General features: G+C 28.4%; 17 protein-coding genes and 1 riboswitch. Of the genes, 11 read left to right on the top strand and 6 right to left on the bottom strand.

Annotated features, from left to right (window positions below):
• The first annotated feature begins 306 nt into the window (after nt 1–306).
• The 3 genes from hpf to prfB all read left to right on the top strand — a co-directional run bounded on the left by hpf (nt 307) and on the right by prfB (nt 4743).
• The gene (hpf, locus tag SPJ33_RS03425; protein WP_321116572.1) at nt 307–834 is read left to right on the top strand and encodes a ribosome hibernation-promoting factor, HPF/YfiA family; all 528 of its coding nucleotides are present in this window, start codon (nt 307–309) and stop codon (nt 832–834) included.
• Nucleotides 835–1045: 211 nt separating this feature from the next.
• Nucleotides 1046–3568: a preprotein translocase subunit SecA gene (gene secA / locus SPJ33_RS03420; RefSeq protein WP_321116592.1), complete on the top strand. Its 2523-nt coding sequence runs from the start codon at nt 1046–1048 to the stop codon at nt 3566–3568.
• A gap of 67 nt (nt 3569–3635) precedes the next feature.
• Nucleotides 3636–4743 (top strand): peptide chain release factor 2 gene (prfB, locus tag SPJ33_RS03415; protein ID WP_414627201.1). Its coding sequence is split into 2 segments (ribosomal slippage): nt 3636–3713 and nt 3715–4743, totalling 1107 coding nucleotides; the frame shifts between segments, so codons are not numbered across the junction.
• A gap of 82 nt (nt 4744–4825) precedes the next feature.
• Here the strand turns inward: prfB and SPJ33_RS03410 are convergent.
• On the bottom strand, nt 4826–5413 hold the full coding sequence (locus tag SPJ33_RS03410) for a metal-dependent hydrolase (protein WP_321116570.1): 588 nt from the start codon (nt 5411–5413) through the stop codon (nt 4826–4828).
• A gap of 268 nt (nt 5414–5681) precedes the next feature.
• Between SPJ33_RS03410 and SPJ33_RS03405 the strand changes: the two genes are divergently transcribed.
• The 6 genes from SPJ33_RS03405 to SPJ33_RS03380 all read left to right on the top strand — a co-directional run bounded on the left by SPJ33_RS03405 (nt 5682) and on the right by SPJ33_RS03380 (nt 11579).
• Nucleotides 5682–6620 carry an iron-hydroxamate ABC transporter substrate-binding protein gene (locus tag SPJ33_RS03405; protein ID WP_321116569.1) on the top strand — a complete coding sequence of 313 codons (939 nt, stop codon included), beginning with the start codon at nt 5682–5684 and terminating at the stop codon, nt 6618–6620.
• A gap of 108 nt (nt 6621–6728) precedes the next feature.
• Nucleotides 6729–7703, top strand: a complete 975-nt coding sequence (locus SPJ33_RS03400) for an iron ABC transporter permease (RefSeq protein WP_321116591.1) — start codon at nt 6729–6731, stop codon at nt 7701–7703.
• The gene (locus SPJ33_RS03395) at nt 7704–8720 is read left to right on the top strand and encodes an iron ABC transporter permease (RefSeq protein WP_321116568.1); all 1017 of its coding nucleotides are present in this window, start codon (nt 7704–7706) and stop codon (nt 8718–8720) included.
• Nucleotides 8721–8755: 35 nt separating this feature from the next.
• The gene (locus SPJ33_RS03390; protein ID WP_321116567.1) at nt 8756–9538 is read left to right on the top strand and encodes an ABC transporter ATP-binding protein; all 783 of its coding nucleotides are present in this window, start codon (nt 8756–8758) and stop codon (nt 9536–9538) included.
• Between the two features lie 185 nt (nt 9539–9723).
• Complete coding sequence (locus SPJ33_RS03385; RefSeq protein WP_321116566.1) at nt 9724–11121, top strand: cation:dicarboxylate symporter family transporter; 1398 nt, start codon at nt 9724–9726, stop codon at nt 11119–11121.
• Nucleotides 11122–11150: 29 nt separating this feature from the next.
• Complete coding sequence (locus SPJ33_RS03380; RefSeq protein WP_321116565.1) at nt 11151–11579, top strand: Rrf2 family transcriptional regulator; 429 nt, start codon at nt 11151–11153, stop codon at nt 11577–11579.
• 63 nt (nt 11580–11642) lie between these two features.
• Here the strand turns inward: SPJ33_RS03380 and SPJ33_RS03375 are convergent, their stop codons facing one another.
• Both SPJ33_RS03375 and SPJ33_RS03370 read right to left on the bottom strand, forming a co-directional pair.
• Entirely contained in the window at nt 11643–12998 is a 1356-nt protein-coding gene (locus SPJ33_RS03375; RefSeq protein ID WP_321116564.1) for a M28 family metallopeptidase, read from the bottom strand.
• 81 nt (nt 12999–13079) lie between these two features.
• Nucleotides 13080–13412 (bottom strand): hypothetical protein, encoded by a 333-nt coding sequence (locus tag SPJ33_RS03370; RefSeq protein ID WP_321116563.1) that lies wholly within the window; start codon nt 13410–13412, stop codon nt 13080–13082.
• A 164-nt stretch (nt 13413–13576) separates the two neighbouring features.
• On the opposite strand from SPJ33_RS03370, the gene SPJ33_RS03365 reads away from it, so the two are divergent.
• Both SPJ33_RS03365 and SPJ33_RS03360 read left to right on the top strand, forming a co-directional pair.
• Complete coding sequence (locus SPJ33_RS03365) at nt 13577–15736, top strand: Tex family protein (protein ID WP_414627200.1); 2160 nt, start codon at nt 13577–13579, stop codon at nt 15734–15736.
• 86 nt (nt 15737–15822) lie between these two features.
• Nucleotides 15823–15940: riboswitch (FMN riboswitch) on the top strand.
• A gap of 125 nt (nt 15941–16065) precedes the next feature.
• On the top strand, nt 16066–16647 hold the full coding sequence (locus SPJ33_RS03360) for an ECF transporter S component (RefSeq protein WP_321116562.1): 582 nt from the start codon (nt 16066–16068) through the stop codon (nt 16645–16647).
• Nucleotides 16648–16707: 60 nt separating this feature from the next.
• On the opposite strand, the gene rimI is transcribed toward SPJ33_RS03360, so the two are convergent.
• From rimI to tsaE, 3 genes are read right to left on the bottom strand one after another with little or no spacing between them, the layout of a single operon-like run.
• Nucleotides 16708–17154, bottom strand: a complete 447-nt coding sequence (gene rimI / locus SPJ33_RS03355; protein WP_321116561.1) for a ribosomal protein S18-alanine N-acetyltransferase — start codon at nt 17152–17154, stop codon at nt 16708–16710.
• Nucleotides 17135–17854, bottom strand: a complete 720-nt coding sequence (gene tsaB, locus SPJ33_RS03350) for a tRNA (adenosine(37)-N6)-threonylcarbamoyltransferase complex dimerization subunit type 1 TsaB (protein ID WP_321116560.1) — start codon at nt 17852–17854, stop codon at nt 17135–17137. Before tsaB ends, rimI begins: the two co-directional genes overlap by 20 nt.
• A complete protein-coding gene (gene tsaE / locus SPJ33_RS03345; protein WP_321116559.1) occupies nt 17848–18312 on the bottom strand; it encodes a tRNA (adenosine(37)-N6)-threonylcarbamoyltransferase complex ATPase subunit type 1 TsaE in 465 nt (154 codons plus the stop codon). Before tsaE ends, tsaB begins: the two co-directional genes overlap by 7 nt.
• Nucleotides 18313–18328 lie beyond the last annotated feature (16 nt).

Here is an 18328-nt window from a genome sequence, read left to right as displayed (position 1 = left end):
GTGCGGTATAGAAGTAAGTCCTACCAAGTTTAAACTTGAGAGTGTTAGTAGTGAGAGGTTAATTCCGGGTAGCGAAAGCTCCAGTAGGCGAGTGTGGGGGCAAAAACCAGGTCAGCTAACTTTATAAAAAAAGCACTAAGTTTTTAGTGCTTTTTTTATATTTAAATTAAATATGCAATGAAAATTACCTATAAACACCATAATTACCTTGTATTTTCATAATAAGAGGTTTAAAATATAATTGTAAATATAAATTATATTTGAGATGTTCTAAGTTTATCTTAGAAAATGAGAGGAGCTGGAAGTATGAAGGTAACATTAATAACAAAAAATATTGAATTAACTCCTGCTTTAAAAGATATGGTAGAAAAAAAGGTATCAAAACTTGATAAGTATTTTGAAGGAAATGTAGAAGCAAAAGCAACATTAACAGTGCAAAAGAATAGACACAAAGTTGAAGTTGTAATTCCATTTAATGGAGTATTGCTTAGAGCAGAAGAAATAACAGATGATATGTATAAATCAATAGATAGGGTAGAAGAAAAATTAGAAAGACAAATTAGAAAACAAAAAACTAAGCTTTCTAAAAGAATAAATAATCAATTAAAGTTCTCAGAAATTGCAACTGATAACTTTGATGAAGATTATGAAGGGGAATTAGTAAAGACAAAGAAATTTGCAGTTAAGCCTATGAATGTTGATGAAGCAATTCTTCAAATGGAACTTATAGGACATAACTTCTTTGTTTATAAAGATGCAGATACAAATAATGTAAGTGTATTATATAAAAGAAAAGATGGAAACTATGGTTTATTAGAACCTGAATATGTTTAAACATTAAAATTATATAATTAAGAAATTTTACTCCATAAAGTAATGAATTTTCATATACTTTATGGAGTTTTTAAGTTAAAGTATGAATAAATTCAATAAAAATATGATAAAGTTGAAATATATTATTTATAAATGGTATAATTTATAAAAGTATACTAAGATATAAGAAAAAAATGCTTATTAAATTTTGGGCGTTTGGAAGGATGAAAATATGGGAATGTTTAAAGCTTTATTTGGAACGTATAGCGAAAGAGAAGTTAAGAGGATAAAGCCATTAGTTGATAAAATTGAAAATCTAGAATCAACTATGGAAAAACTAAGCGATGAAGAATTAAAGGGTAAAACTGAAGAGTTTAAAGAAAGATATAAAAATGGTGAAACCTTAGATGATTTACTAGTAGAAGCATTTGCTGTTGTAAGAGAAGCTTCATGGAGAGTATTAAAGATGAAGCATTATAGAGAGCAATTGATAGGTGGAATTGTCCTTCATCAAGGAAGAATAGCTGAAATGAAAACTGGTGAAGGTAAAACATTAGTTGCTACATTACCAGCATACTTAAATGCTTTATCAGGTAAAGGGGTTCACGTAATAACAGTTAATGATTACTTAGCTGCAAGAGATAGAGATTGGATGAATAATATTTATGAGTTCTTAGGACTTAAAACAGATGTTATAGTTCATGATTTAAATAATGATCAAAGAAGAGAAGCATATAATGCTGATATAACTTATGGAACAAATAACGAATTTGGATTTGACTATTTAAGAGATAACATGGTCGTATATAAGGAAGAAAGAGTTCAAAGAGAATTAAACTTTGTTATAGTCGATGAAGTTGACTCAATTTTAATAGATGAAGCTAGAACTCCACTTATAATTTCAGGTGCTGGAGAAAAATCAACAGAATTTTATAAAGTTGCAGATTATTTTGTTAAGACATTAATTGAAGAAGAAGATTATACAATTGATGAAAAAGCAAATGCTGCAATGCTTACAGAACAAGGTATAGAAAAAGCAGAGAAAGCATTTAAAATAGAAAACTATGCAGATGCTGAAAATATGCAATTACAACATTATGTAACTCAAGCATTAAAAGCTAACTATGTAATGAAACGTGATAAAGATTATATGGTTAAAGATGGCGAAGTTATAATTGTTGATGAATTTACAGGAAGACTTATGGAAGGTAGAAGATATTCAGATGGTCTTCACCAAGCTATTGAAGCTAAAGAAGGAGTAAAAATTGCAAGAGAATCAAAAACTTTAGCAACAATAACATTCCAAAATTACTTCAGAATGTACAATAAGTTATCAGGTATGACAGGTACAGCCTTAACAGAAGAAAATGAATTTAGAGAAATTTATGGATTAGATGTTATAGTAATTCCAACACATAGACCAATTCAAAGAGTAGATAATCATGATATAGTATATAAAACTGCTAGAGGTAAGTACAATGCTATAGTAGAAGAAATTAGAAAAGCTCATGAAAAAGGTCAGCCGGTACTTGTTGGTACTTCAAGTATTGAAAAATCAGAAATAATATCTTCCTTATTAAAGAAAAAAGGTATTAAGCATAAAGTCTTAAATGCTAAGTATCACGAACAAGAAGCAGAAATAATAGCTGATGCAGGTGAAGTTGGAGCAGTAACAATTGCAACAAATATGGCAGGTAGAGGTACTGATATCAAGCTTGGAGAAGGTGCATTAGAACGTGGCGGACTTAAGATAATTGGTACAGAAAGACATGAATCAAGAAGAATAGATAATCAGCTTAGAGGACGTTCAGGAAGACAAGGAGATATAGGGGAATCAACATTCTTTATTTCATTAGAAGATGATTTAATGAGAATCTTTATGTCAGAAAAGACTCATGCTATGGTTGATAGACTTGGACTTGAAGAAGATGATGCTATTGAAAGTAAAATAATTACAAAATCAATAGAAAGTGCTCAAAAGAAAGTTGAAGGTCATAACTTCGATATCAGAAAAAATCTTCTAGGATATGATGATGTTATGAATATGCAAAGAGAAATAATCTACAAGCAAAGAAGTCAAGTTCTTGAAGGTGAAAACTTAAAAGAACAAATAGAAGAAATGATAAAAGAAGTAATAAATAATGCTGTAGATGCACACATTACTGGAATAGAAGAAAATTATCAAGATGAATTTAAGAATTTAATTCTTTATTTAGATGATATTTGTGTTCCAGCAAACAGAGTTACAATTGAAGAGTTAGAAAATCTTTCAAATGAACAAATCAAAGAAAAGCTTATAAATATAGCATTAGAAATATATAGAGGTAAGGAAGCTGAATTTGGAGAAGAAAAGCTTAGAGAAATAGAAAGAGTGGTTCTTTTAAAGAATGTTGATATTAAATGGATGGATCATATAGATAATATGGATCATTTAAAGCAAGGTATCGGACTTAGAGCATTTAAACAACAAGATCCTGTTCAAGCATACCAAATGGAAGGTAGTGCTATGTTTGAAGAGATGATAGAATCAATTAAGTTAGATACTGTAAAATATCTATTCCATGTTCAAATAGAAAAAGCGCCAGAAGAAAGAGAAAGAGTAGCTAAAGAAACTAGAGCTACACATATAGGTCAAGGAGAAGAAACTTCTTCAAGAAGAAGACCAGCTAAGAAAGAAGTTACAGTTGGTAGAAATGAACCTTGTCCATGTGGAAGTGGAAAGAAATATAAAAATTGTTGTGGAAGAGAAGTTTAAAAACTAAATTGAGCATCGTTATCTTAAGGTAACGATGCTTTATTAAAATTGATATAGAGGTGATAAGATGAGAATAGAACTTGAAAAAGCATTAGCTAAAATGCCAAGTTTAAAGTCAAATATAGAGGAAATGAGGGCTTCACTTTGACAAGGAAGCATTAGAAAAACAAATCATAGAACTTGATTTAAATATGCAAGAACCAGGTTTTTGGGATGATATAAAAAGAGCAGAGGAATTAACTAAAGAAAGCAAATTTTTAAAGTCTAAATTAGAAAGATTTAATGCTATAGAAACAAAGATTGAAGATATAGAAGTTTTAAATGAAATTATGGAAGAAAATGATGAAGAATCAATAAATGAAATAATTTCATCTGTTAAATTCTTAGAAAAAGAAATTGAAGATTATAAAATAGAAATGCTTTTATCAGGTGAATATGATAAAAATAATGCAATACTTACTTTACATGTTGGTGTTGGTGGAACTGATGCAAATGATTGGACAGAAATGCTTTTAAGAATGTACACAAGATGGTGCGAAAAGAGAGGGTTTTCTGTTGAAACCTTAGAATTAATTCAAGGTGAAGAAGCTGGGATTAAAAGTGTAACTTTAAGTGTAAAGGGAGAATTTGCATATGGATACTTAAAAGCAGAAAAGGGAATCCATAGATTAGTTAGAATATCTCCATATAATGCAAATGGAAAAAGACAAACATCATTTGCATCTGTTGAAGTTCTTCCAGAGCTTACAAAAAATCAAGATATAGAGATTAAGCAAGATGATTTAAAGATTGATACTTATAGAGCAAGTGGAGCTGGTGGTCAACACGTTAATAAAACAGAATCAGCAGTTAGAATAACACATATTCCAACAGGAATAGTAGTTCAATGTCAAAATGAAAGAAGTCAGATATCAAACAGAGAAACTGCAATGAATATGTTAAAGTCTAAGCTTATAGAACTTAAAGAAAGAGCACATAAAGAAAAAATTGAAGATTTAACGGGAGAACTTAAAGATATGGGATGGGGAAATCAGATAAGATCATATGTATTCCATCCGTATAATATGGTTAAAGATCATAGAACAGGAGAGGAAACTTCAAATGTTCAAGCTGTTATGGATGGAGAAATAGACTCATTTATAAATTCATATCTTGCAAGTGATTTAAATATTTAAAGATAATAATATATTATTTATTAAAAAATGTATCGTAAATTATTTACGATACATTTTTTTATTAGATTTTTAAATAAGCTTTTTAGAATTTATTTAAGTTCAAGTTACTTAATATATCAATATGAAATACATTCTTAGTTATTAAATATATATTATAAAAAATATAGATTAAAATTATAAATTTTAGAAATCTATTAAAAATTTTTTCTCCATTTGAATTAGTTTTAATAAAGAATATACTAATATTCTTTTTGAATGGATATAATAATTCTATCCCTTCTTTTGTAATTAAATCTAATATTAAGTGTGAAGCATAGCCTATAAAAAATCCATAACACATACTTACAATGATTATATCATCATTGCTAATTTGTATAAATTTTTCAATGAATATGTATAAGATAATCATAGCTAATAAGCTATGTGTAAAGCCTCTATGTCTAAAGCGTTTGCCAAAGATTTTATGAATAAGAGGGTGGCTTTTACTTATAAAAGAATTTTTCATATCTATGTCTGGAAATAATGATCCAATATGAGAAGCATAGAAATAGATTGCTATTGATAATAATCCATAACTAATATTATATTTAATCAGATAATTCATTATAAATGCATTTAATGTGATTAAAGCAATTAAAAATCCTCCTGATGAATGTGTTGGTTTTGTCATCTATTTTTACACCCTTTAAAAATTTATAGTAAATATTAAATTTATTATATATTAATATACATATTAATTAAATCTTATTTTTATTAATTCTTTTAAAACTTAATTATAGACAATAATTAGATAAAAATATCATTATTTTTAGGAAAAAATTGCATTAATAAATTATTTAAAAAATATTGACTTTTTTATATGCATATAATAAAATATTAACTATAAATTTAGAGAGTGATAATTATTATCAATAAAAATAGTAATGAGGAGGATAATTATGAAAAAAACAAAATCTTTATTGTTGCTTGCAGTAATGATGTTAAGTTTCGGAATTTTTGCTGGATGTTCTAATAATAATTCAGAATCTAAAGGTGAAAATGAAACTAGAACTGTAAGTTCAGTTAAAGGAGATGTTGAGATACCAGCAGATCCTAAGCGTATAGTAGATATATCAGGAAGTAGCGAAGAATTAATTATATTAGGTAAAACCCCAGTAGGAACAGCTAATATAGATTCATATGATACTACAAAAGTTCCATCATACATAGAAGATAAACTTGGAAATGCTAAAGTAGTAGGACATTCAATGATGGACACTATGGATATAGAAGCAATTTTAAGCACTAATCCAGATTTAATAATAATGAGCGAAAGACAAGAAAAAATATATGATCAATTAAAAGAAATTGCACCTGTTGTAATGATTAAAGATTATGCAAATGATTGGAGACAAAAATTAACAGATGTTTCTAAGATATTTGATGAAGAAGATGTAGCTAAAAAATGGCTTGCAAGCTATGATGAAAAAGCTAAAAAGCTTGGAGAAGAAATAAAAGCTAAGAACGGAAATCAAACATATTTACCTTTATTATCAACTTCAGGACAATTCATGGTGTTTAGTAATGCAGGAATTGGATCAATAATTTATGATGATATGGGACTTGCAAAACCAGCTAATATGCCAAAACAAGATAGCATAACATTACCTACTGTAACAATGGAAGGTTTAACTAAAATAGATGCTGATCACATTGCAGTTATTGCAACAGAAGCTGATAAAAAAGATTTAGCAAAGAGTAAGGTATGGAATAATACAAGAGCAGTAAAAGACGGAAATGTAACAATTCTTGATGCTAGTCCATATTTTACTCAAGGATATAATCCAATTGGAAGAGAAATGCTATTAGAATCAATAAAAAATGAACTAACAAAATAGTTTTTTTAAACAGGTGTGATATAACATATTTTCACACCTTGTTTTATTTATTTTTAGGAGGAGAAGATGTTGAAAAACTTAAATAGAAAAACTAAAATTTGTTTATTTATGATTTTAGCAACGATTATATTGATAATTGGAATAGGCTTGTCTATATCAATGGGAGCAAAAGAAATAAGTATACAAACTATAGTAAAAAGCTTATTTCAAAGTTCAGATGATGTAAATATGACAATAGTTAGAGATGTAAGAATACCTAGAGCTCTTGCAGCAGTATTAGTTGGTGGTTTTTTAGGAGTTTCTGGTGCAATAATGCAAGGTGTAACTAGAAATCCAATTGCAGATCCATCAATAATGGGAATCACTCAAGGTGCTACGTTTGCTATAGCAATTGCACTTGTATTACAAAAGATGATGCCAAATATAATAATAGGCAGTTTTGGTCTTATAATATTTGCGTTTTTAGGTGCAAGTATAAGTGGTGTTTTAGTATATCTTATAAGTTCTAGAGTAAATAAAAAGGTAGATCCAGTAAAACTTGCTCTTGCAGGAACAGCTCTTGGAACTTTATTAATTTCTTTAGCAACAGCAGTAGCTATGTATTTTAACTTATCTAAAGAATTAAGCTTTTGGATATCAGGGGGATTAGTAAGCGCAAAGTGGGAAGGAGTTAAATTATTATTTGTAGTTGGAATAATTGGAGTGATAGCTGCAATAATAATGGCACCTAAAATAACAATACTAAGTCTTGGTGAAGAGGTTGCTATAGGACTTGGTCAAAAAACTAATGTAATAAGAGCAATATCTATATTTATAGTAATCATACTTACAGGAGCATCTGTATCAGTTGCTGGAAATATTGTATTTGTTGGACTTATAGTTCCTCAAATAGTACAAGGTATAGTAGGTTCTGATTATAAATATATAATACCAGGTTCATTAGTTCTTGGCGGAGCTTTATTAGTTTATAGTGATATTATAGCAAGAATGATAAACCCACCTTACGAAACACCAATTGGTTCACTTACAGCACTTATAGGTGTACCTATATTTATATACCTTGTTAGAAAGGAGAAAAAATAAATGATAAATATTTTAAAGAAGAAAAGAACTCTCCTTACAGCCGTAATATTAATAGGTTTAATAATAACAACTATTTTAGTTAGTTTAAATATTGGATCATTTAAAGTACAGCCTATAGAGGTGCTTAAAACATTGATTGGACAAGGAACAAGAAGTAATGAAATTGTAATTTTAAATATAAGATTACCGAGGATAATAATAGCTGTGTTAGTTGGAATAGCTCTATCAACAGCTGGGGCAATACTTCAATGTGTAACTAAAAATGATTTAGCTGACTCTGGTATACTTGGTATAAATTCAGGTGCAGCATTATTTGTTGTAATGTATATATATTTTATGAATGGAAATGTATATGATGGGATAAGTAATTTAACTATATTTACTATGCCAATTGTTGCACTTTTAGGTGCTATATTTGGAGCATTTTTAATTTATATATTATCATGGAAAAAGGGCATAAATCCTTCAAGATTGCTTCTTGTAGGTATAGGGATTAATATAGCTTTTACGTCATTATTAACTATATTTCAATTAAAATTTACAACTCAAGAATTTAATAGGGTAATGGCTTGGACTTCAGGAAGTATATGGGGTACTAATTGGAAATATGTAATTGCAGTAGCTCCATTTATATTAGTGTTTTCAGCTTTAGTTATATATAAATCAAGATATTTAGATGTTTTAAATTTAGGTGATGAAATATCTACAGGATTAGGTATTGCAGTAGAAAAAGAAAGAAGAAGACTTCTTATATATGCTGTAATATTAGCTGGGGTTGCAACTTCAGTAGCTGGAAGTATTTCATTCTTAGGTTTAGTAGCACCACATATAGCTAGAAAATTAGTAGGACCTAAACATAAAAATTTAATTCCTATATCAGCACTTATGGGAACGTTAATTATATTAATTGCTGATACAATATCAAGAAACTTATTAGCACCTATAGAAATCCCTGTTGGAATAGTTATTTCTATAATAGGGGTACCATACTTCATTTATTTAATGCTAAATGATTAAACTTAAGATATTGTTGAAAGGAGAATTATAAAGATATGAGCGTAATAACTACAAAAAATCTAAATATTTCATATGGAAATGTAGATATAGTAAAAGATTTAAATTTAAGTATACCGGAAGGCAAGATAACTACAATAATAGGAGCAAATGGATGTGGTAAATCCACTATATTAAAAACATTAGCTAGAATATTAAAGCCTAAAAGTGGTGAAATATATATAGCTGGAACTGAGATAAACAAGCAAAGTTCAAAAGAGCTTGCAAAAAAGATGGCTGTATTACCACAAAGCCCAAAAGCACCAGATGGATTAACAGTACAAGAGCTTATAGCTTATGGTAGATTTCCACATCAAAAAGGATTTGGAAGTTTAAGTAAAGAAGATCATGATATAGTAAATTGGGCATTAGAAGTTACAGGAATATCAGAATTTAAGGATAGAACTATAGATGCGCTTTCAGGAGGGCAAAGACAAAGAGCTTGGATAGCTATGGCTTTAGCTCAAGAAACTGATATGTTATTATTAGATGAACCAACTACATATTTAGATTTAGCACATCAACTAGATATATTAAAGTTGTTAGAAGAATTAAATAAAAAGCAAGGCAGAACAATTGTTATGGTAATACATGAATTAAATAATGCCGCAAGATTTGCAGATCACATGATAGGTGTTAAAAAAGGAAAAATAGTATGCGAAGGAACACCTAAAGAAGTTATGACAAATCAAAATCTTAAAGAAATATTTAATATAGATGCAGAAATAATAGAAGAACCAAAGAGTGGAAAACCTGTTTGTATAACTTATGATAGTATCTAAAAATTAACTTTTATATTTTTATGCTAAAGGCATAGTAATTTATAAGTAATTGCTATGTCTTTTTTATTTAAAAAAAGTTAATATTAATTATTGACATAGAGCCACTAACAATATATTATATTAATATAAAATTATAAAACCTATAAAACATATAGGAAATATATAAAAAGGAGAGTTTAGGATTTATGAATAATGTATTTCTTTCAGATTTTTTAATGATTACAAATTTTAAAACGATATTATTTGTTTTATTCTTAATAGGAGTATTTTTTATTATCAGAAGATTTGAACGTAATAAAGCAAGTTTTTCAAAACGTATGATAATAGCAACAATATCAGGACTTGTTCTTGGTGGAATTGTGCAAGTAGTTGCAGGTTTTCCAAATAATCCAGATGAAATTTCTTGGGTAAAAGAAACAGCTAGTTGGTATGGATTAATCGGTAATGGATTTATGGATTTATTAAAGATGTTAGTTGTTCCACTAGTTTTCATATCAATAATAAAAGTTATAGTTGATATGAAAAATGGTGAAAACTTAGGAAAATTAACATTTAGAACAATACTTATTTTACTTTTAACAACAACAATTGCTTCAATAATTGGTATAGTTATAGGAAATTTATTTAATTTAGGAGTAGGCCTTGAAGTAGTTAAAGCAACTTCAGAAATGAAGGAAGTAACTTCAATAATTGATACAATAAGAGCACTTCTACCATCAAATCCAATTAAAGCTATGGCAGAAGGTAATGTAGTTGCAGTTGTAATTTTTGCAGCATTTATTGGTATAGCAATAAAGAGATTATCAGAATCAAATATTGAAAAAGTAAAAACAGTTGAAGATTTTGTTGAAGGATCATATAAAATAATAGTAAGTGTTGCTATGACTGTAATAAAGTTTATGCCATATGCAGTAGTTCCTTTATTAGCTAATACAATTGCAAGTAGAGGTCTTTCAGCAATATTTGGAGTGATTAACTTTATTGTAGCCCTTTATGTAAGTGTAATACTAATGTTTATAGTGCATCTTATAATAGTTGCAATAAATGGTTTAAATCCAATTACTTATATAAAAAATGTTATGGAACCATTAATACTTGCATTTACTTCACGTTCAAGCCTTGGAACATTGCCAGTTACAATAGAAACTTTAACTAAAAATGTTGGTTTAGATAATGGTGTAGCAAGTTTTGTTGGAAGTATTGGATCAAATGCTGGAATGAACGGATGTGCGGCTATATATCCAGCTTTAATGGCAGTTACTATAGCTAATATATCAGGAACATCTATGAATTTTTCGTTCTATGTGATGCTTGTTGTAATAATTGTTATAGGTTCTATTGGTATTGCAGGTATACCAGGAACTGCTACAGTTTCAGTATCAGTTACAATTTCAGGTATGGGAATGGGAAGCTACTTCCCACTTATAGGAGGAATTCTTGCAATAGATCCTATTCTTGATATGGCACGTACAATGCTTAATGTAAATGGAACTATGGTTACAGCAATTGCCGTTGGTAATAGTTTCAATGCTATTGACAAAAAGATTTTTTATGGGGAAAATAATAATCATAAGAATAATTAAGGAAATAGCTTTTAGGGAATGGTGATTATATGAAAATTTCAACAAAAGGAAGATATGGGTTAAAAGCATTAATTGATATATATATGTATGCTTCTTGCGAAACTGTAACTTTAAAATCTATATCTAAAAGACAAGAGATATCAGAAAAGTATCTAGAGCAAATCTTTTCTTCACTTAGAAAAGACGGAATAATAGAAGGGAAGAAAGGACCACAAGGAGGATATTTTTTAGCTAAAGATGCTAAAACTATTACTGTTGGTGAAATTTTAAGAAGCCTTGAAGGAAAATTAGTCTTAATAGATAATGAAAAAGATAATGATCAACTTACAGAATATCTTTATGAAAATCTATGGAATGTTATAAATCAAAAGATTAATGATTATTTTGATTCTATTACATTAAAAGAATTAGCTAGTAATTATAAACATAGCATTGAAGATATAGCTTATTATATTTAAGACAATTGTAAAATGATTAAAGACTGTGTTTTAAAACACAGTCTTTTTAGCTTTGAAAGTAATTTACTTAGCCTTTTTATATTTATCTACTCTCTTTAAAATTGGATAACCAATAAACATTAGAAAGATAATAAATGAAGCTATATGAAGCATATCGTTAGTTAATATCTTTGCATATAAATTATAACTATTATTAATAATATATTCGTTACATAAATCATAAGCAGAAGATATAGCATCTTTAGATATAAATTCTATAGTATCATCTGGTGTATGAATTCTACTTGTATCACTATGAGTAATAGTAAGTGCATCAAAGCCATTATTTACGAAGCTAGCATGATCGCTAGAATCTTCATATTTAACATTAGATTCTAAATTTAATTTTTCACAGACATTTTCAAGATCAGTAAGAAGAGATGATTCAGTTTCAATATTTTTTTCCCCTCTCATAAAAGTTATAGGGAAGTTTTCAGCACCAATCATATCAAAATTTATAACTTTAGCATCTTTTAAGGTATCTTTATATTGTGATGCAAATTCATTAGAACCTATAAGACCAAATTCCTCCCCATTTAAAGCAACAAAGATTATATCTCTATTAGGTGTTGGCAAACTTTTTAAATAACTAGCAAGTTCTAATAAAAAAGATGTACCAGAAGCATTATCAAGGGCACCGCTATATATGTTTCCTAAACAATCAGAACCTAAATGATCAAAATGAGCAGTAAGTATAAGTGGAGGATTATTCTTATCTTTTCCTTCAATTTTACCAACTACATTATAAACTTCAGTTGTCTTTAAGGTATAAGGAAGTGCTATTGATATTTCAGAGTTATCTTTAATACTTGAAATTATTTCATGATATACATCCTCGGTAATTGCTATAGCAAAAGATACTGGTGATTCATGTACAAAAGAACTTCTAAATTTAAAGTTATCTTCTTTAGTTACGTAAAGTAAAAATAAATTCCCTCCCTTTTTAAATGAGATTGAAGAAGGAAATATGTTTAAATTATCTTCAGAAGAAAGAGTTATATCTGAAACGCTAAAATTAAGCATATCTTCTTTAAAATCTACTCCATACCTAAATTTTTTGATAGATTTATTATCTTTTTTTATTTCAAGTATTGGAGATTGATTATTTTTAAAAGGAGCTACAACTTGGAAGCCTTGAGTATAACTATCACCTAGAGGCTTAAGATCTAATTTTTTAAATTCTTGAGATATATAGTTTGAAACTCGCTCATTTTCATCAGTTCCACATAGTCTACCATTAAATTGATTTGAAGATAAAAAAGCTATGTTGCCTTTTACTTCATTAACACTAAAATAATGGATAGTGCATCTAATAATTAAGAAAAAAATAAATATTATTGCAGAAATGATTGTACAGGCTTTATATATTTTAGATTTCATAAAATCCTCCTATCTATAATCGTTATATTTAAGTCTATTACTGTTTTATAACGATTATGATTAAAAGAATTTAAGTTTGCGTTAAGCTCTTTTGTATAACATATCTACAATAGCATATGCAATGCTAAATAAAAGGCAGATATATATGCTTATATTTAGCTTTGAGCTTATTATTGCATATATTCCACCAATTATAGCACTGATTAAGATTATATAATTTACAACCTTATATGCAACTGGTTTTCTTCCATTAATAACTGAAAATGACGAAATTATAACTAAAATAAATGTTATAAATGAAAATGAATGTCTTAAAACTTCAGAAAATTGTATTACATTAAAGTGATTAAATGCTAATAGTAATATAAGCACTACTAATAATAAAGAAATTAATTTTTCTATATATTTATTCATAGTAAACCACCTTTCTAATGGAAAATATTTACAATTATAATTATACTAGAACTTAACATAATTACAATAGTAATAAAAAATAGTATGTAAAATAATACTAAAAAGTTCATTCAAACAATAAACAGGGGTATAATAAAGATAAAGTGAATTTTGGAGGTTTTATAATGAATATTAATGATAAATTAGCTAAAGAGCTTGGATTAAAATTAAATGTTATTAATAATATTATTGAATTATTAGATAGTGGAAATACTGTACCTTTTATCGCAAGATATAGAAAGGAAATGACTGGTGGACTTTCTGATGAAGTTTTAAGAAAATTAGAAGAGAGATTAACATATTTAAGAAATTTAGAAGATAGAAAAGAAGCGGTAATTAAGATAATAGAAGAGCAAGGTAATCTTACTGAAGAAATAAAAATGTTTCTTGAAAAAGCAGAAACACTAACTGAAGTTGAAGATATATATAGACCTTTTAAACCAAAGAAGAGAACAAGGGCAACTATTGCATTAGAAAAAGATTTAAAACCACTTGCAGAAACTATATTAAATGGAAACTTTAAAGGAAATATAAATGAAGAAGCTAAAAAGTTTATAAGTGAAGAAAAAGGCGTTAAAAGTGAAGAAGAGGCAATAAAAGGTGCTTTAGATATAATTGCTGAAGTTATTTCAGATGAAGCAAAATATAGAAAATGGATAAGAAATTTTGTTTATAATGAGGGAGTAATAGAAACAAAAGGAGAAAGTGAAGAGTCAACTCCTTTTGAAATGTACTATGATTATAGTGAGGAAGTTAAAAAGATACCTTCACATAGAATACTTGCTATAAATAGAGGTGAAAAAGAAAGGGTACTTTCAGTTAAAATAACTTCAAATGAAGAAAAGATAATAAATTATTTAGAAAATGATTTATTAAAGAAAAATAGTCATACTGATGAATTATTAAAAGAGGCTATTAAAGATTCACTAAAAAGACTAATATATCCATCAATAGAAAGAGAAATAAGAAGCGAGCTTACTGATAAAGGAGAAGAAGGGGCTATAAATATATTTAAGGAAAATCTTAAATCATTATTACTTCAAGCTCCAATAAAAGGGAAAGTTGTTATGGGATTTGACCCAGGTTTTAGAACAGGTTGTAAGGTGGCAGTATTAGATAGTACAGGTAAATTCTTAGAAAATACTACTGTATACCCAACTGCTCCTAAAAATGATATTGAAGGTACTAAAAATAAATTAAAAGAACTTATAAATAAATATGATGTTGATGTTATATCTTTAGGAAATGGAACAGCTTCAAGAGAATCAGAAGAAGTTATAAGTGAAATGATTAAAGAGATAAAAAATGAAACGGGAAAAGAAATAGCTTATGTTATTGTATCAGAAGCTGGGGCTTCAGTATATTCAGCATCAAAGCTTGCTACAAAAGAATATCCAGATTTAGATGTTACTGTAAGAGGAGCAATATCTATAGGCAGGAGACTTCAAGATCCATTAGCAGAACTTGTTAAGATAGATCCAAAAGCAATTGGAGTTGGACAGTATCAACATGATGTAAGCCAAAAAAGATTAGAAGAATCATTAAATGGTGTTGTAGAAGATTCAGTTAATAAAGTAGGTGTTGATTTAAATACAGCTACACCAAGTCTTTTAACGCATATATCAGGTATAAATACAAGTATTGCAGATAATATAGTAGCTTATAGAGAAGAAAATGGAGAATTTAAAACAAGAAAAGAACTTTTAAAAGTTAAGAGATTAGGACAAAAAGCTTTTGAACAATGTGCAGGTTTCTTAAGAGTTATGGAAAGTGATAATCCTCTTGATAATACATCAGTTCATCCAGAGTCATATGATGTAGCTAAAAAGCTTATAGAAGTTTTAGGTTATACTATAGATGATTTAAAAAATAAGAATTTAAAAGATATAGAAAAGAGAACTGAAGAAAAAGGTATAAGTAATTTAGCTAAACAATTACAAGTGGGCGAACCTACATTGAAGGATATAATAAAGGAATTACAAAAGCCAGGAAGAGATCCAAGAGAAGATATGCCAAAGCCAATACTTAAAACAGGAGTTATAGACTTGAAGGATTTAAAACCTGGTATGACACTTATGGGAACAGTTAGAAATGTTTCAGATTTTGGCGCTTTTGTTGATATTGGAGTTCATCAAGACGGATTAGTTCATAAAAGTCAAATGGCAGATAGATTTGTAAAACACCCCCTTGATGTAGTTAAGGTTGGAGATATAATAAAGGTTAGAATACTAGAAGTTGATGAAAAAAGAAAAAGAATATCTCTTTCTATGAAGGAAGTAAATTAAGGGTATATAATATGTTTTATTAAAAAGTAATTTGACAATATTATAACAAAAATGATATTATTATAATATAAAGTAAATAATATTAATATGATCTTCAGGGCGGGGCGCAATTCCCCACCGGCGGTAAAGCCCGCGAGCTAACTTTTAGCATGATTCGGTTAAATTCCGAAGCCGACAGTATAGTCTGGATGAAAGAAGGTAAGGTATTAGTATCTTAAGTAGAAAGAATTATAAGCCCTGATATACTTAAATGTATAGTAGGGCTTTTTATTTTTGTAATTTACTAATACCTACCCACCAAATGAAGATGATTTGGGGGAGGAATTACAATGAAATCAAACATTAACAAAACGGTGAAAGTTTCACTATTGGTAGGAGTTGCATTTATACTTATGTTTATAGAACTTCCTATAATACCAATATTTCCGTGGCTTAAGATGGACATAAGTGATGTGCCGGCACTTATGGGCGCATTTGCATTTGGACCGCTTACAGGAATCTTGATAGAATTTTTAAAAGTTGTAATGCATTTCTTATTAACTGGTAGCTCAACAGGTGGAGTTGGTGAAGTTGCAAACTTTATGATAGGAGTATCATTTGTAGCGCCAGCAGCATTTATTTATTGGAGAAATAAATCAAAGAAAACTGCTATTTTAGGAATGATAGTTGGGTTAATAGCTATGGAAGTTGTAGCAATCGTAGCTAACATATATTTCTTATTGCCAGTATATGGTATGAAAATGGCACCAGCTGAATTAATGGAATATGTAACAATAGGATTACTTCCTTTTAATACAGTAAAGGGAGTTGTATTATCAGTTTTAACTTATATGTTATATAAGAAAATTTCAGTTGCTGTATTTAAGGTTGAACCAGACCTTGGGAGTAAAAAGAAACAAAAAATAGTATAATATTAAAAGATATAAGAAAAGCTATGTATACTTTGAGATACATAGCTTTTTTACTTATAATTAAAAATCACGTAACCACATTATATTAGCATCTTCTTTGTTATCTTCATAGAAATTTTTACGGATACCCTCACTTAAAAAACCTAAGCTTTTATAAAGGTTTTTAGCAATAATATTAGATTCTCTAACCTCTAATGTTATTGCATTACAGTCTTCCTCTTTTAAAGAATATATTAATGACTTAAGAAGTTTTCTTCCAATTCCTTTTTGTCTATAATCTGGATGAACTGCTATATTTGTAATTTGTCCTTCAGAAGCTATAAGCCATGCACCTATAAATCCAATGACTTTATCACCATCTTTACAGACTATGTATCTTGCAAACTTATTAGATAATTCTTTTTCTATAGCATCTAAACTCCAAGTTTCTTTAAGACTTAAAGAACTTACTTCATACAAACCATTTATATCTTCTAAACTTAATTTCTTAAGAGTTAGATTCTCCATTATTCATTTGAAGCCTTTTTTCTAATTCTCTAACTGCTTGAGGTTGTTTTAAATATAAAGGAGAAGAATTATCATCATCTTTGATTCCGTTTTTAAGAAGATTTAAGCCTATTTCACCAATCTGTGATGCCCTTACTGTATTAAGGTGGATTGGAGCAAATGAAGCATTTTCAATATTTTCTATTAAATAATCTTTATGTTTATAGACACCATCACCTGTAAACATAACTTTTTCTCCAAGTTCATTGAGCTTTTCTTTAAGTTCTGAAAGTTCCATTGAAGTACAATCTACTATTGTTTCAAGCTTACCATTTTTACTTCTATAAATTGCTGTATAAACATTTTCTCTTAATGCATCCATTATTGGACATATTATTCCATCGAAAGAAGAAACAGAAAAAGCTAGTCCTTCAAGAGTAGATACACTAACATATGGTTTATTGCTACCAAAGCTAAGTCCTTTTATAGTAGCCATTCCAATACGAAGTCCAGTAAATGATCCAGGACCTTTTGACACTACAAATCCGTCCACATCATCAATTGTAATTCCTGAATCATCTAATAATTTTTGTATAATTCCCATAAGAAGAACAGAATGTTCTCTTTTATTATTTAATGTATATTCTGCTAAAAGTAGGTCATCTTTTATTAATGCAGCTGTAGCGCATTTTGAAGATGAATCAACACTTAAAACTAGCATAAAGTCAGCTCCTTTACGTAATTGTATTTTTCACCATAAGGAGTAATTGTTATTTTTCTATAATTTTCTCCTTTAGATAAATCTTTTGTTATATATATATGAAGATATTCTTTAGGTAAAATTTCTTCTATATAGTTTGCCCATTCAATTATTGAAACTCCATCTCCAAATATATAATCATCAAAACCTATTGCGTAAATTTCATCAGGATCACTTACTCTATAAACATCAAAATGATATAACTTAAGCCTTCCTGAATTATATTCATTTACAATAGTAAATGTTGGACTTGTTATATTATCAGTTATACCAAGACCTTCAGATATTCCTTTAGTTATATGAGTTTTTCCTGTTCCTAAATCTCCAGTTAAACAAATTATGTCGCCAGGGTTTAAAATTTTACCTAACTCTTTACCTAGTTTTGTAGTTTCTTCAATACTATTAACTTCAAATTCCATTTAAAAATTCCTCCTT

Origin of the sequence: Clostridium sp. (assembly GCF_034179595.1) — a bacterium.
Taxonomy (GTDB): Bacteria; Bacillota; Clostridia; order Clostridiales; family Clostridiaceae; genus Clostridium.
The sequence above is the reverse complement of the archived record's forward strand: the minus strand, read 5'-3'. Positions and strand labels throughout refer to the sequence as shown.